The sequence below is a fragment of the Streptomyces sp. NRRL F-5650 genome, assembly GCF_000721365.1.
Lineage (GTDB): Bacteria > Actinomycetota > Actinomycetes > Streptomycetales > Streptomycetaceae > Streptomyces > Streptomyces ardesiacus.
The window spans coordinates 57,714-73,836 of record NZ_JOGV01000002.1; the positions used below are offsets into that span (position 1 = coordinate 57,714).

The window sequence follows — 16,123 nt, forward strand, 5'->3', positions numbered from 1 at the left end:
CGTGCGGGCACCGGCCTCGCGCATGGGGCGCAGGAGCCGTTCGGGGCGCAAGGGGTGGGCGGATGACGGGCACGAGGGCACGCCGTACGGTCGTCTCGGTCGCGGTGTCGGCCGTTCTGGCGTGCGGCACGGCGTGCACCGCCGGTGAGGAGGCGCCCGCGTCCCGGGAGCCCGCCTCCGCTCCACCGGACCCGGCCGCACCGGCCTCCCGGACCCCGGCCCTCACCGGTCCGTCGGCGGACGCCCTGCGGTCCGTCGAGCGGGCCACCGGGCGGGCGGGTTCGGCGCGGGTGGAGTCCACGACCGTGATGGGCGGGGAGCTGTCCCTGGAGGCCGCGGGCGTCCTCGGCTGGCGCGACGACGGCCTCACCGGCACCCTGACGATCACCTACACGGGCGGTACGACCGCCGAGACCATGCGCAGCCTCGGCACCACCGCGATGGAGGCCCGGTACCTGCCCGACGCCTACTACGCCAGGATGGGCGACGAGTTCGCCGACCGGGTGGGCGGCAGGCACTGGATCAAGTACGTGTACGAGGACCTGGAGGACCTCGGCGGCGGGGCGGGCGCCGGGTTCGCCGACCAGATGCGCAAGACCACGCCCAACCAGGCGGTGAAGGCGCTGCTGACGGCGGAGGACGTGCGCAGGGTGGGCGAGGAGACGACGCGCGGTCGGCGCACCACGCACTGGTCCGGCACGGTGGGCGGGGAGACCGCCCAGACCGTCGACATCTGGGTCGACGACCGGAACCTGCTGGTCAAGAAGGTCGAGCGGGGGCGGACGAAGACCGGGGAGCTGACCCAGACCGCCTACTACAGCGACTACGGCGTCACGGTCCCCGCCCGGCGCCCGCCGGCCGGGGACACGGCGGACTTCAAGGAACTGCTGGCGTCGCAGTCGGGTTGAGGCCCCCGTTCCGCCACGGAAATCACAAGATCGTTCGAACCGATTCGGATACGCTCGCGTCCTTGTTGTGGAGAACTCCTGTGGAGCCGCGGTGGGTTTCCTGTGACGTCCGCGCCCTTGTGCTCCCTGAAATCCCGTGGGGGGATACCGATGAAGACTTCTGTACGCGTGCCCGTGGGCGCCGGCCTCGCCGCACTGCTGCTCGCCGCCGGGGCGGTGGGCTGTTCCACGGAGGACAAGGCCTCCGAGTCCCCCGGGATGACGCCCGCGGCCGCCGTCGCCAAGGCGGCGAAGAACTCGGAGGAGATCAACTCCCTCCACTACCGCATGACCGGCAAGGTCCCCGTGGAGGGCCGGATCGAGGCGGAGGCGAAGATGCAGATCAAGCCGACGCTCGCGATGAGCATGAAGATGTCCGCGCTCGACCAGGGCGCCGACGGCACCGCGGAGATCCGCCTCGTCGACAAGGCCCTGTACCTCGGTGGCGGCCCCGAGGCGGCCAAGGAGATGGACGGCAAGAGCTGGATCAAGTTCGACCTGTCCGCGGGCGGCGCCGACGAGGAGCTGGACAAGCTGGGCGGCGCCTCCCAGGCCGAGAAGAACCCGGCCACGGAGTCCACCTTCCTCACCGGGGCCAAGGACGTCGAGAAGGTCGGCACCGAGACCGTCGACGGGGTGAAGACCACCCACTACAAGGGCACGGTCGCCCTCGCCGACCTGGAGAAGACCATCGGGGACGAGGGCGAGGCCACCCGGAAGCAGCGGCAGAAGAGCCTCGAGCAGTACGAGAAGCTGGGCGTGGACAAGCTCAACATGGACATGTGGGTCGACGGTGACGACCGGACCAAGCAGTTCCGTGTGCGGGCCGACGCGGAGCAGGGCCCGATGGACGTCACCTTCACCTTCCTCGGCGTCAACGAGCCCGTGAAGGTCACCGCCCCGCCGGCCGGGGAGGTCGCCGACCTGGCCGAGATGATGAAGGAGGCCCAGCAGGGCTGAGCCGCCCGCGCCGGGTCGGCCCGGGTGGCCGAGGGGGCGGATTTGCTCGACACTGCCCCGTTCACGTACGCTCTCCCAGAAGCCAAAGACCGCTGGTCGTTGCCGTGTGTTCGAGAGAGGGCACGGTGGCCGAAGGATCCGCTGAACTGCGGACGACCCGCGCAGGTGACTGTGGATGAGCTCCCGGAAGTCCCCGCCCCGTGCGGATGACGATCGGTCGAGCCACGCCCCGTGCGCCTGCGCCGGGGCGTTTCGTTTTCCCCAGTCCTCCTTCGGGTCCGCGCGGTCAGAATCACCCGGAAGGAGGCCGAGGCTCTATGGCGACGCCCGAGAAGGCTGCCGCGGTTGCCGAGCTGACGGACAAGTTCCGCAGCTCCAACGCCGCCGTGCTGACCGAGTACCGCGGTCTCACCGTGGCGCAGCTCAAGACGCTGCGCCGGTCGCTCGGTGAGAACGCCCAGTACGCCGTGGTGAAGAACACGCTGACCAAGATTGCGGCCAACGAGGCCGGGATCACGCTCGACGACCAGCTCTTCGCTGGTCCGACGGCCGTCGCCTTCGTCACCGGTGACCCGGTGGAGTCGGCGAAGGGTCTGCGCGACTTCGCCAAGGACAACCCGAATCTCGTCATCAAGGGCGGTGTCCTTGACGGCAAGGCGATGACCGCCGACGAGATCAAGAAGCTTGCGGACCTCGAGTCCCGCGAGGTTCTGCTCTCCAAGCTGGCCGGTGCCTTCAAGGCGAAGCAGTCCCAGGCTGCCTCCGTCTTCCAGGCGCTGCCCTCGAAGCTCGTCCGCACCGTGGACGCGCTCCGTGCCAAGCAGGACGAGCAGGGCGGTGCCGAGTAACTCGGCTCGCTTTCTGATCCGGGCCGCCTGAGCGCGGCGCGGGTCGCAGCGGGCCGACGTACGCCCGCCACACCCCGTACATCCGGCACCTGCCGAATTAGTGGAAGGACCGCCATCATGGCGAAGCTCAGCCAGGACGACCTGCTCGCCCAGTTCGAGGAGATGACCCTCATCGAGCTCTCCGAGTTCGTGAAGGCCTTCGAGGAGAAGTTCGACGTCACCGCCGCCGCGGCCGCCCCGGTCGTCGTCGCCGGTGGCGGTGCCGCCGCCGGTGGCGCCGAGGCCGCCGAGGAGAAGGACGAGTTCGACGTCATCCTCACCGGTGCCGGCGACAAGAAGATCCAGGTCATCAAGGTCGTGCGCGAGCTGACCTCCCTGGGTCTGAAGGAGGCCAAGGACCTCGTGGACGGCGCCCCGAAGCCCGTCCTCGAGAAGGTCGCCAAGGACGCCGCGGACAAGGCCAAGGAGTCCCTCGAGGGCGCCGGCGCCTCCGTCGAGGTCAAGTAAGACCGCACCGGCACCACGGATCCGTCAGGGTCTGTAACGCCGTAGCACCGAAGAGCGATCATCCATCCGGGTGGTCGCTCTTCGGCGTATCCGGGGTCCGGCGGCGGCTGCCTTGCACCTGTGACGGTGGAGAGTAGGGTGATCTTCGTCGTGCCGTCTCCGGGGCCCTGAGAGCCACTGGAGGCAACCGGTTCGGGCCAAGGGGGGCCTTGACGAACCGCACGCAGCGCGCAATTCTCAGGGCGTCGTCAAAGGATCCGAATCCGAGGCATGGATCGACGGCGAAGAGGGCAGTATCTCGGTGCGTTGAGGGCGAGGCCTTGCCGCACAGGTGGTGAGAACAACGAGGAGCGAACACGGTCCCCGAGAACCGCACTGGACATCAGTGGGCCAAGTGGCTACACTGACCCTTTGCGCTGCCTGTTAGCTGCCCCCTGCCCGTCACCAGGGGTCTGCCCTCGCCCGAGCACTGACGATCAGAGCCTGCCTGACCTGGCCTTTCAGCCACATCAGGCGCCCCCTGTCTCCGTGCAAGGAAGAGGGGCCGGTACGCGCGTAGTGAGTCCGAGCCCTCGGAAGGACCCCCTCTTGGCCGCCTCGCGCAATGCCTCGACCGCGAATACGAACAACGCTGCCAGCACCGCCCCGCTGCGCATCTCCTTTGCAAAGATCAAGGAGCCCCTCGAGGTTCCGAACCTTCTCGCGCTGCAAACCGAGAGCTTCGACTGGCTCCTCGGCAACGACGCCTGGAAGGCTCGCGTCGAGTCGGCTCTGGAGTCCGGTCAGGACGTCCCCACCAAGTCCGGTCTGGAGGAGATCTTCGAGGAGATCTCCCCGATCGAGGACTTCTCCGGGTCGATGTCGCTGACGTTCCGCGACCACCGCTTCGAACCCCCGAAGAACAGCATCGACGAGTGCAAGGACCGCGACTTCACGTACGCGGCGCCGCTCTTCGTCACCGCCGAGTTCACCAACAACGAGACCGGCGAGATCAAGTCCCAGACGGTCTTCATGGGCGACTTCCCGCTCATGACCAACAAGGGCACCTTCGTCATCAACGGCACCGAGCGTGTCGTGGTCTCGCAGCTGGTCCGTTCGCCCGGCGTCTACTTCGACTCCTCCATCGACAAGACGTCCGACAAGGACATCTTCTCCGCCAAGATCATCCCGTCCCGGGGTGCCTGGCTGGAGATGGAGATCGACAAGCGCGACATGGTCGGTGTGCGCATCGACCGCAAGCGCAAGCAGTCCGTGACCGTCCTCCTCAAGGCACTCGGCTGGACCACCGAGCAGATCCTCGAGGAGTTCGGCGAGTACGAGTCCATGCGCGCCACCCTGGAGAAGGACCACACCCAGGGCCAGGACGACGCGCTGCTCGACATCTACCGCAAGCTGCGTCCGGGCGAGCCCCCCACGCGCGAGGCGGCGCAGACACTGCTCGAGAACCTCTACTTCAACCCGAAGCGCTACGACCTCGCCAAGGTCGGCCGCTACAAGGTGAACAAGAAGCTCGGCGCGGACGAGCCGCTGGACGCCGGCGTGCTCACCACCGACGACATCATCGCCACCATCAAGTACCTGGTGAAGCTGCACGCCGGTGAGACCGAGACGGTCGGCGAGTCGGGCCGGGAGATCGTCGTCGAGACCGACGACATCGACCACTTCGGCAACCGCCGCATCCGCAACGTCGGCGAGCTGATCCAGAACCAGGTCCGCACGGGTCTCGCCCGTATGGAGCGCGTCGTGCGCGAGCGCATGACCACCCAGGACGTCGAGGCGATCACGCCGCAGACCCTGATCAACATCCGGCCGGTCGTCGCCTCCATCAAGGAGTTCTTCGGCACCAGCCAGCTCTCCCAGTTCATGGACCAGAACAACCCGCTGTCGGGGCTGACGCACAAGCGTCGTCTGAACGCCCTCGGCCCGGGTGGTCTCTCCCGTGAGCGGGCCGGCTTCGAGGTCCGCGACGTGCACCCGTCGCACTACGGCCGCATGTGCCCGATCGAGACGCCCGAAGGCCCGAACATCGGTCTGATCGGCTCGCTCGCCTCGTACGGCCGGATCAACCCGTTCGGCTTCATCGAGACGCCCTACCGCAAGGTCGTCGACGGCCAGGTCACCGACGAGGTGGACTACCTGACCGCCGACGAGGAGGACCGCTTCGTCATCGCGCAGGCCAACGCCACGCTCACCGACGACCTGCGGTTCGCCGAGGGCCGCGTCCTGGTCCGCCGCCGCGGCGGCGAGGTCGACTACGTCCCCGGTGACGACGTCGACTACATGGACGTCTCGCCGCGCCAGATGGTGTCCGTCGCGACCGCGATGATCCCGTTCCTGGAGCACGACGACGCCAACCGTGCCCTCATGGGCGCGAACATGATGCGCCAGGCCGTGCCGCTCATCAAGAGCGAGTCCCCGCTCGTCGGCACCGGCATGGAGTACCGCTCCGCCGCCGACGCCGGTGACGTGGTCAAGGCCGAGAAGCCGGGTGTGGTCCAGGAGGTCTCCGCGGACTACATCACCACGACCAACGACGACGGCACGTACATCACGTACCGGCTGGCCAAGTTCTCCCGGTCCAACCAGGGCACCTCGGTCAACCAGAAGGTCATCGTCTCCGAGGGCGACCGCGTCGTCGAGGGCCAGGTCCTCGCCGACGGTCCGGCCACCGAGAACGGCGAGATGGCGCTCGGCAAGAACCTGCTGGTCGCGTTCATGCCGTGGGAGGGTCACAACTACGAGGACGCGATCATCCTGTCGCAGCGCCTCGTGCAGGACGACGTCCTCTCCTCGATCCACATCGAGGAGCACGAGGTCGACGCCCGTGACACCAAGCTCGGCCCCGAGGAGATCACCCGGGACATCCCGAACGTCTCCGAGGAGGTCCTCGCCGACCTCGACGAGCGCGGCATCATCCGCATCGGTGCCGAGGTCGTCGCCGGCGACATCCTGGTCGGCAAGGTCACGCCCAAGGGCGAGACCGAGCTGACCCCGGAGGAGCGCCTGCTCCGTGCGATCTTCGGCGAGAAGGCCCGCGAGGTCCGCGACACCTCCCTGAAGGTCCCGCACGGCGAGATCGGCAAGGTCATCGGCGTCCGCGTCTTCGACCGCGAGGAGGGCGACGAGCTTCCCCCCGGTGTCAACCAGCTCGTGCGCGTCTACGTCGCGCAGAAGCGCAAGATCACCGACGGTGACAAGCTCGCCGGCCGCCACGGCAACAAGGGCGTCATCTCCAAGATCAACCCGATCGAGGACATGCCGTTCCTGGAGGACGGCACGCCCGTCGACATCATCCTGAACCCGCTGGGTGTCCCGTCCCGAATGAACCCGGGACAGGTCCTGGAGATCCACCTCGGCTGGCTCGCCAGCCGCGGCTGGGACGTCTCCGGCCTCGCGGAGGAGTGGGCGCAGCGCCTCCAGGCCATCGGCGCCGACAAGGTCGAGCCCGGCACCAACGTCGCCACCCCGGTCTTCGACGGTGCGCGCGAGGACGAGCTGGCCGGCCTGCTCCAGCACACCATCCCGAACCGCGACGGCGAGCGCATGGTGCTCCCCTCCGGCAAGGCGCGGCTGTTCGACGGCCGCAGCGGTGAGCCGTTCCCGGACCCGATCTCGGTCGGGTACATGTACATCCTCAAGCTCCACCACCTGGTCGACGACAAGCTGCACGCCCGTTCGACCGGCCCGTACTCGATGATCACCCAGCAGCCGCTGGGTGGTAAGGCCCAGTTCGGTGGCCAGCGCTTCGGTGAGATGGAGGTGTGGGCGCTGGAGGCTTACGGCGCCGCGTACGCCCTCCAGGAGCTGCTGACGATCAAGTCCGACGACGTGACCGGCCGCGTGAAGGTCTACGAGGCCATCGTCAAGGGCGAGAACATCCCTGAGCCCGGCATCCCCGAGTCCTTCAAGGTGCTCATCAAGGAGATGCAGTCCCTGTGCCTCAACGTGGAGGTGCTGTCCTCGGACGGCATGTCCATCGAGATGCGTGACACCGACGAGGACGTCTTCCGCGCTGCGGAGGAGCTCGGCATCGACCTGTCGCGGCGCGAGCCGAGCAGCGTCGAAGAGGTCTGACGGGAGTCAGGCGGGGCCTTCCGCCCGAAGGCCCCGCCGATCCCGCGACCCCCGTTTCAGACCACAGACTTACAACCCTGAGAGGGATTGACGCATAGTGCTCGACGTCAACTTCTTCGACGAGCTCCGGATCGGTCTGGCCACCGCTGACGACATCCGTCAGTGGAGCCACGGCGAGGTCAAGAAGCCCGAGACCATCAACTACCGCACCCTCAAGCCCGAGAAGGACGGACTCTTCTGCGAGAAGATCTTCGGTCCGACCCGGGACTGGGAGTGCTACTGCGGCAAGTACAAGCGCGTCCGCTTCAAGGGCATCATCTGTGAGCGCTGCGGCGTCGAGGTCACTCGCGCCAAGGTGCGCCGTGAGCGGATGGGCCACATCGAGCTGGCCGCGCCCGTCACCCACATCTGGTACTTCAAGGGCGTCCCGTCGCGCCTGGGCTACCTGCTGGACCTGGCGCCGAAGGACCTCGAGAAGGTCATCTACTTCGCCGCGTACATGATCACCTTCGTGGACGAGGAGCGCCGCACGCGCGACCTGCCCTCGCTGGAGGCCCACGTCTCCGTCGAGCGCCAGCAGATCGAGCAGCGCCGCGACTCCGACCTGGAGGCCCGCGCCAAGAAGCTCGAGACGGACCTCGCCGAGCTGGAGGCTGAGGGCGCCAAGGCCGACGTGCGCCGCAAGGTGCGCGAGGGCGCCGAGCGCGAGATGAAGCAGCTGCGCGACCGTGCCCAGCGCGAGATCGACCGCCTCGACGAGGTGTGGAACCGGTTCAAGAACCTCAAGGTCCAGGACCTGGAGGGCGACGAGCTGCTCTACCGCGAGCTGCGCGACCGCTTCGGCACCTACTTCGACGGCTCGATGGGCGCCGCCGCGCTGCAGAAGCGCCTGGAGTCCTTCGACCTGGAGGAGGAGGCCGAGCGCCTCCGCGAGATCATCCGCACCGGCAAGGGCCAGAAGAAGACCCGCGCGCTCAAGCGCCTCAAGGTCGTCTCCGCGTTCCTGCAGACCAGCAACAGCCCCAAGGGCATGGTGCTCGACTGCGTGCCGGTCATCCCGCCGGACCTGCGTCCGATGGTGCAGCTCGACGGTGGCCGCTTCGCGACCTCCGACCTGAACGACCTGTACCGCCGTGTCATCAACCGCAACAACCGCCTGAAGCGGCTTCTCGACCTCGGCGCGCCCGAGATCATCGTGAACAACGAGAAGCGCATGCTCCAGGAGGCCGTCGACGCGCTCTTCGACAACGGCCGCCGCGGCCGCCCGGTCACGGGCCCCGGCAACCGTCCGCTGAAGTCGCTGTCCGACATGCTCAAGGGCAAGCAGGGCCGCTTCCGTCAGAACCTGCTCGGCAAGCGAGTCGACTACTCGGCGCGTTCCGTCATCGTCGTCGGCCCGCAGCTCAAGCTGCACCAGTGCGGTCTGCCCAAGGCCATGGCGCTGGAGCTCTTCAAGCCGTTCGTGATGAAGCGCCTGGTCGACCTGAACCACGCGCAGAACATCAAGTCGGCCAAGCGCATGGTCGAGCGCGGCCGCACGGTCGTGTACGACGTGCTCGAAGAGGTCATCGCGGAGCACCCGGTCCTGCTGAACCGTGCTCCCACCCTGCACCGCCTCGGCATCCAGGCCTTCGAGCCGCAGTTGGTCGAGGGCAAGGCCATCCAGATCCACCCGCTCGTGTGCACCGCGTTCAACGCGGACTTCGACGGTGACCAGATGGCCGTGCACCTGCCGCTGTCCGCGGAGGCGCAGGCCGAGGCCCGCATCCTGATGCTGTCCTCGAACAACATCCTCAAGCCGGCCGACGGCCGTCCGGTGACGATGCCGACCCAGGACATGGTCCTCGGTCTGTTCTTCCTCACCACCGACGGCGAGGGCCGCGACCTCAAGGGCGAGGGCCGTGCCTTCGGTTCCGCCGCCGAGGCGATCATGGCGTTCGACGCGGGCGACCTGTCGCTCCAGTCGAAGGTCGACATCCGCTTCCCGGTGGGCACCATCCCGCCCCGCGGCTGGGAGCCCCCGGCCCGCGAGGAGGGTGAGCCGGAGTGGCAGCAGGGCGACACCTTCACCCTGAAGACCACGCTGGGCCGCGCGCTCTTCAACGAGCTGCTGCCCGAGGACTACCCCTTCGTCGACTACGAGGTCGGCAAGAAGCAGCTCTCCGAGATCGTCAACGACCTCGCCGAGCGCTACCCGAAGGTCATCGTGGCGGCGACGCTCGACAACCTGAAGGCGGCCGGCTTCTTCTGGGCGACCCGTTCCGGCGTCACCGTGGCCATCTCCGACGTCGTCGTTCCCGACGCGAAGAAGGAGATCGTCAAGGGCTACGAGGCGCAGGACGAGAAGGTCCAGAAGCAGTACGAGCGCGGTCTGATCACCAAGGACGAGCGCACGCAGGAGCTCATCGCGATCTGGACCAAGGCGACCAACGAGGTCGCCGAGGCGATGAACGACAACTTCCCGAAGACCAACCCGATCTTCATGATGGTGAACTCGGGTGCACGAGGCAACATGATGCAGATGCGTCAGATCGCCGGTATGCGTGGTCTGGTGTCGAACGCGAAGAACGAGACGATCCCGCGTCCGATCAAGGCGTCCTTCCGTGAGGGCCTGTCCGTGCTGGAGTACTTCATCTCCACGCACGGTGCCCGCAAGGGTCTGGCGGACACCGCTCTGCGTACCGCCGACTCGGGTTACCTCACGCGTCGTCTGGTGGACGTCTCCCAGGACGTCATCATCCGCGAGGAGGACTGCGGCACCGAGCGCGGTCTCAGGCTGCGGATCGCCGAGCGCGGCGCCGACGGCGTGCTGCGCAAGGCGGACGACGTCGAGACCAGCGTCTACGCCCGCATGCTCGCCGAGGACGTCGTCATCGACGGCAAGGTCATCGCGCCGGCCAACGTCGACCTCGGTGACGTGCTGATCGACGCCCTGGTCGCCCACGGCGTCGAGGAGGTCAAGACCCGCTCGATCCTGACCTGCGAGTCCCAGGTCGGCACCTGCGCCATGTGCTACGGCCGCTCGCTGGCCACCGGCAAGCTGGTCGACATCGGTGAGGCGGTCGGCATCATCGCCGCCCAGTCCATCGGTGAGCCCGGCACCCAGCTGACGATGCGTACCTTCCACACCGGTGGTGTGGCCGGTGACGACATCACGCAGGGTCTGCCGCGTGTCGTCGAGCTCTTCGAGGCCCGTACCCCGAAGGGTGTCGCCCCGATCTCCGAGGCCTCCGGCCGCGTCCGGATCGAGGAGACCGAGAAGACCAAGAAGATCGTCGTCACCCCCGACGACGGCAGCGACGAGACGGCGTTCCCGATCTCGAAGCGCGCCCGTCTGCTGGTGGGCGAGGGCGACCACGTCGAGGTGGGCCAGAAGCTCACCGTGGGTGCCACCAACCCGCACGACGTGCTGCGCATCCTGGGTCAGCGTGCCGTCCAGGTCCACCTGGTCGGCGAGGTCCAGAAGGTCTACAACTCGCAGGGCGTGTCGATCCACGACAAGCACATCGAGATCATCATCCGGCAGATGCTGCGCCGCGTGACGATCATCGAGTCCGGCGACGCCGAGCTGCTGCCCGGCGAGCTGGTCGAGCGGACCAAGTTCGAGACCGAGAACCGTCGTGTGGTCCAGGAGGGCGGTCACCCGGCCTCCGGTCGTCCGCAGCTGATGGGTATCACCAAGGCCTCGCTGGCGACGGAGTCCTGGCTGTCGGCCGCCTCCTTCCAGGAGACGACCAGGGTCCTGACGGACGCGGCGATCAACGCCAAGTCCGACAGCCTCATCGGCCTCAAGGAGAACGTCATCATCGGTAAGCTCATCCCGGCCGGTACGGGGCTGTCCCGCTACCGCAACATCCGGGTGGAGCCCACCGAGGAGGCCAAGGCCGCGATGTACTCGGCCGTCGGCTACGACGACATCGACTACTCGCCGTTCGGCACGGGCTCCGGCCAGGCCGTTCCGCTGGAGGACTACGACTACGGTCCGTACAACCAGTAAGCGGGTCGCCTGATACGGCGCAACGACCGAAGGGCGGTCACCCCGTGGGGGTGGCCGCCCTTCGGCGTGCCCGGAGAGCGTCGGGCAAAGTAGGGCGAACCGGGCGGCGAGGCCGCTGTCGCCCATTTGTTTTGACCGCAGCGAATGCGATAGGTACGCTCAGACCTTGTGCCTGGGGTGTGCCCTGGCTCCGTGCGTGCCTTCAACCGCACCGGGGCCGCATGTGGCCACCGCATCTCGCGTCTCCTACCGCCTCGCGGGCGGAGCCCGCGGTTTCGACACACCCGACCGCGTGGGTCGGTGACGTTCCAGGTTAGCTTCACCATTCGGCACACAGAAACCGGAGAAGTAGTGCCTACGATCCAGCAGCTGGTCCGCAAGGGCCGGCAGGACAAGGTCGAGAAGAACAAGACGCCCGCACTCGAGGGTTCCCCTCAGCGTCGTGGCGTCTGCACGCGTGTGTTCACGACCACCCCGAAGAAGCCGAACTCGGCCCTGCGTAAGGTCGCGCGTGTGCGTCTGACCAGCGGCATCGAGGTCACCGCTTACATTCCGGGTGAGGGGCACAACCTGCAGGAGCACTCCATCGTGCTCGTGCGCGGCGGCCGTGTGAAGGACCTGCCGGGTGTTCGTTACAAGATCATCCGCGGCTCCCTCGACACCCAGGGTGTCAAGAACCGCAAGCAGGCCCGCAGCCGCTACGGCGCCAAGAAGGAGAAGTAAGAATGCCTCGTAAGGGCCCCGCCCCGAAGCGCCCGGTCATCATCGACCCGGTCTACGGTTCTCCTCTGGTGACCTCCCTGATCAACAAGGTGCTGCTGAACGGCAAGCGCTCCACCGCCGAGCGCATCGTCTACGGCGCCATGGAGGGTCTGCGCGAGAAGACCGGCAACGACCCGGTCATCACGCTCAAGCGCGCTCTCGAGAACATCAAGCCGACCCTCGAGGTCAAGTCCCGCCGTGTCGGTGGTGCGACGTACCAGGTGCCGATCGAGGTCAAGCCCGGCCGCGCCAACACCCTCGCGCTGCGCTGGCTGGTCGGTTACTCCCGCGCCCGTCGCGAGAAGACCATGACCGAGCGTCTGCTCAACGAGCTCCTCGACGCCTCCAACGGCCTGGGTGCCGCTGTGAAGAAGCGCGAGGACACGCACAAGATGGCCGAGTCCAACAAGGCCTTCGCGCACTACCGCTGGTAGTCGCTACCCACATCGAGACCGAGAGAAGACTGAAGCCTCATGGCTACCACTTCACTTGACCTGGCCAAGGTCCGCAACATCGGGATCATGGCCCACATCGACGCGGGCAAGACGACCACTACCGAGCGGATCCTGTTCTACACCGGCGTGTCGTACAAGATCGGTGAGGTCCACGACGGCGCCGCCACGATGGACTGGATGGAGCAGGAGCAGGAGCGTGGCATCACGATCACGTCTGCTGCGACGACCTGTCACTGGCCGCTCGAGGACAACGACTACACGATCAACATCATCGACACCCCCGGGCACGTCGACTTCACCGTCGAGGTGGAGCGTTCCCTGCGTGTGCTCGACGGTGCCGTGACCGTGTTCGACGGTGTCGCCGGTGTCGAGCCGCAGTCCGAGACGGTGTGGCGTCAGGCCGACCGTTACGGCGTGCCCCGCATCTGCTTCGTCAACAAGCTGGACCGCACCGGCGCCGAGTTCCACCGCTGCGTGGACATGATCTCGGACCGCCTGGGCGCCCAGCCGCTCGTCATGCAGCTCCCGATCGGCGCCGAGGCCGACTTCCAGGGCGTCGTGGACCTGGTCCGCATGAAGGCGCTCGTGTGGTCCGCCGACGCGGCCAAGGGCGAGATGTACGACACCGTCGACATCCCGGCCACGCACACCGAGGCCGCCGAGGAGTGGCGCGGCAAGCTGGTCGAGGCCGTCGCGGAGAACGACGAAGAGATCATGGAGCTCTACCTGGAGGGCCAGGAGCCCACCGAGGAGCAGCTCTACGCCGCGATCCGTCGCATCACCATCGCGTCCGGCAAGTCCGACGAGACCACGGTCACCCCCGTGTTCTGCGGCACCGCGTTCAAGAACAAGGGCGTCCAGCCCCTGCTCGACGCGGTCGTGCGCTACCTGCCGACCCCGCTCGACGTCGAGGCCATCGAGGGCCACGACGTCAAGGACCCCGAGGCCGTCGTCAAGCGCAAGCCGTCCGAGGACGAGCCGCTGGCCGCGCTGGCGTTCAAGATCATGAGCGACCCGCACCTCGGCAAGCTCACCTTCGTCCGGGTCTACTCGGGCCGCCTGGAGTCCGGCACCGCGGTGCTGAACTCCGTCAAGGGCAAGAAGGAGCGCATCGGCAAGATCTACCGCATGCACGCCAACAAGCGTGAGGAGATCGAGTCGGTGGGCGCCGGCGACATCGTCGCCGTCATGGGCCTGAAGCAGACCACCACCGGTGAGACGCTGTCCGACGACAAGAGCCCGGTCATCCTGGAGTCCATGGACTTCCCGGCGCCGGTCATCGAGGTCGCGATCGAGCCCAAGTCCAAGGGCGACCAGGAGAAGCTGGGTGTGGCCATCCAGCGTCTCGCGGAGGAGGACCCCTCCTTCCAGGTGCACACCAACGAGGAGACCGGCCAGACCGTCATCGGCGGCATGGGCGAGCTTCACCTCGAGGTGCTGGTCGACCGGATGAAGCGCGAGTTCAAGGTCGAGGCCAACGTCGGCAAGCCCCAGGTCGCGTACCGCGAGACGATCCGCAAGACCGTCGAGCGCGTGGACTACACCCACAAGAAGCAGACCGGTGGTACCGGTCAGTTCGCCAAGGTGCAGATCGCGATCGAGCCGATCGAGGGCGGCGACGCCTCGTACGAGTTCGTGAACAAGGTCACCGGTGGCCGCATCCCGAAGGAGTACATCCCTTCGGTGGACGCCGGTGCGCAGGAGGCCATGCAGTTCGGCATCCTGGCCGGCTACGAGATGACGGGCGTCCGCGTCACGCTCATCGACGGTGGCTACCACGAGGTCGACTCCTCCGAGCTCGCCTTCAAGATCGCCGGTTCGCAGGCCTTCAAGGAGGCCGCGCGCAAGGCTTCGCCCGTGCTCCTGGAGCCGATGATGGCCGTCGAGGTCACCACGCCCGAGGACTACATGGGTGAGGTCATCGGCGACATCAACTCCCGCCGTGGCCAGATCCAGGCCATGGAGGAGCGTGCGGGTGCCCGCGTCGTCAAGGGGCTCGTGCCCCTGTCGGAGATGTTCGGCTACGTCGGCGACCTCCGCAGCAAGACGTCGGGTCGCGCAAGCTACTCGATGCAGTTCGACTCCTACGCCGAGGTTCCCCGGAACGTCGCCGAGGAGATCATCGCGAAGGCCAAGGGCGAATAACGGGCTACTCCGTTTAACGGACCCCGTTCTCACGCTTTAGGCTTGACCCCGGAGCCTGCATGGGGCATTCCGCCGCGAACCCGGTGGAATGCCCCCGGCACCCGGGCTTTCCAGCAAAGATCACCTGGCGCCGATGAGTAAGGCGTACAGAACCACTCCACAGGAGGACCCCAGTGGCGAAGGCGAAGTTCGAGCGGACTAAGCCGCACGTCAACATCGGCACCATCGGTCACATCGACCACGGTAAGACGACCCTCACGGCCGCCATTACCAAGGTGCTGCACGACGCGTACCCGGAGCTCAACGAGGCCTCGGCGTTCGACCAGATCGACAAGGCTCCTGAGGAGCGCCAGCGCGGTATCACCATCTCCATCGCGCACGTCGAGTACCAGACCGAGACGCGTCACTACGCGCACGTCGACTGCCCCGGTCACGCGGACTACATCAAGAACATGATCACGGGTGCCGCGCAGATGGACGGCGCCATCCTCGTGGTCGCCGCCACCGACGGCCCGATGCCGCAGACCAAGGAGCACGTGCTCCTGGCCCGCCAGGTCGGCGTTCCGTACATCGTCGTCGCCCTGAACAAGGCCGACATGGTGGACGACGAGGAGATCCTGGAGCTCGTCGAGCTCGAGGTCCGTGAGCTCCTCTCCGAGTACGAGTTCCCGGGCGACGACGTTCCCGTCGTCAAGGTCTCCGCCCTGAAGGCCCTCGAGGGCGACAAGGAGTGGGGCAACTCCGTCCTCGAGCTGATGAAGGCCGTGGACGAGGCCATCCCGGAGCCCGAGCGCGACGTCGACAAGCCGTTCCTGATGCCGATCGAGGACGTCTTCACCATCACCGGTCGCGGTACGGTCGTCACCGGCCGCATCGAGCGTGGTGTCCTCAAGGTCAACGAGACCGTCGACATCATCGGCATCAAGCAGGAGAAGACCACCACCACGGTCACCGGCATCGAGATGTTCCGGAAGCTCCTCGACGAGGGCCAGGCCGGTGAGAACGTCGGTCTGCTCCTCCGCGGCATCAAGCGCGAGGACGTCGAGCGCGGCCAGGTCATCATCAAGCCGGGCTCGGTCACCCCGCACACCGAGTTCGAGGCCCAGGCCTACATCCTGTCCAAGGACGAGGGTGGCCGCCACACGCCGTTCTTCAACAACTACCGTCCGCAGTTCTACTTCCGTACGACGGACGTGACCGGCGTCGTGACCCTCCCCGAGGGCACCGAGATGGTCATGCCGGGTGACAACACCGAGATGAAGGTGGAGCTCATCCAGCCCGTCGCCATGGAAGAGGGCCTGAAGTTCGCCATCCGCGAGGGTGGCCGGACCGTGGGCGCCGGCCAGGTCACCAAGATCAACAAGTAAGTTCCGCTTGCTTGTCGGTCGACCCGACCTGACATGGGCTGATGCCTGAAAGGGCCCGTAC

Annotated in this window: 10 protein-coding genes; all 10 read left to right on the forward strand. The window is 67.1% G+C overall.

The genetic code is table 11. The features are described 5' to 3' along the window. The first annotated feature begins 62 nt into the window (after positions 1-62). The 10 genes from IG88_RS0103160 to tuf all read left to right on the forward strand — a co-directional run bounded on the left by IG88_RS0103160 (position 63) and on the right by tuf (position 16,062). Positions 63-908 carry a hypothetical protein gene (locus IG88_RS0103160; RefSeq protein ID WP_031034704.1) on the forward strand — a complete coding sequence of 282 codons (846 nt, stop codon included), beginning with the start codon at positions 63-65 and terminating at the stop codon, positions 906-908. A 150-nt stretch (positions 909-1,058) separates the two neighbouring features. Beyond that, positions 1,059-1,907 carry a hypothetical protein gene (locus IG88_RS0103165; protein WP_031034705.1) on the forward strand — a complete coding sequence of 283 codons (849 nt, stop codon included), beginning with the start codon at positions 1,059-1,061 and terminating at the stop codon, positions 1,905-1,907. 317 nt (positions 1,908-2,224) lie between these two features. After that, positions 2,225-2,755, forward strand: a complete 531-nt coding sequence (gene rplJ, locus IG88_RS0103170) for a 50S ribosomal protein L10 (protein ID WP_030145440.1) — start codon at positions 2,225-2,227, stop codon at positions 2,753-2,755. A 117-nt stretch (positions 2,756-2,872) separates the two neighbouring features. Beyond that, complete coding sequence (gene rplL, locus IG88_RS0103175; protein WP_030400191.1) at positions 2,873-3,262, forward strand: 50S ribosomal protein L7/L12; 390 nt, start codon at positions 2,873-2,875, stop codon at positions 3,260-3,262. 588 nt (positions 3,263-3,850) lie between these two features. Further along, positions 3,851-7,336 (forward strand): DNA-directed RNA polymerase subunit beta, encoded by a 3,486-nt coding sequence (gene rpoB, locus IG88_RS0103180; protein WP_031034707.1) that lies wholly within the window; start codon positions 3,851-3,853, stop codon positions 7,334-7,336. Between the two features lie 97 nt (positions 7,337-7,433). After that, positions 7,434-11,333, forward strand: coding sequence for a DNA-directed RNA polymerase subunit beta' (locus IG88_RS0103185; protein WP_031034710.1), 3,900 nt, complete (start codon positions 7,434-7,436; stop codon positions 11,331-11,333). Between the two features lie 351 nt (positions 11,334-11,684). Then, positions 11,685-12,056: a 30S ribosomal protein S12 gene (gene rpsL / locus IG88_RS0103190; protein WP_003948652.1), complete on the forward strand. Its 372-nt coding sequence runs from the start codon at positions 11,685-11,687 to the stop codon at positions 12,054-12,056. Between the two features lie 2 nt (positions 12,057-12,058). Next, complete coding sequence (rpsG, locus tag IG88_RS0103195) at positions 12,059-12,529, forward strand: 30S ribosomal protein S7 (protein WP_003974303.1); 471 nt, start codon at positions 12,059-12,061, stop codon at positions 12,527-12,529. A 39-nt stretch (positions 12,530-12,568) separates the two neighbouring features. Then, on the forward strand, positions 12,569-14,695 hold the full coding sequence (gene fusA / locus IG88_RS0103200) for an elongation factor G (protein WP_031034720.1): 2,127 nt from the start codon (positions 12,569-12,571) through the stop codon (positions 14,693-14,695). Positions 14,696-14,868: 173 nt separating this feature from the next. Next, a complete protein-coding gene (gene tuf / locus IG88_RS0103205) occupies positions 14,869-16,062 on the forward strand; it encodes an elongation factor Tu (RefSeq protein ID WP_030400195.1) in 1,194 nt (397 codons plus the stop codon). Positions 16,063-16,123 lie beyond the last annotated feature (61 nt).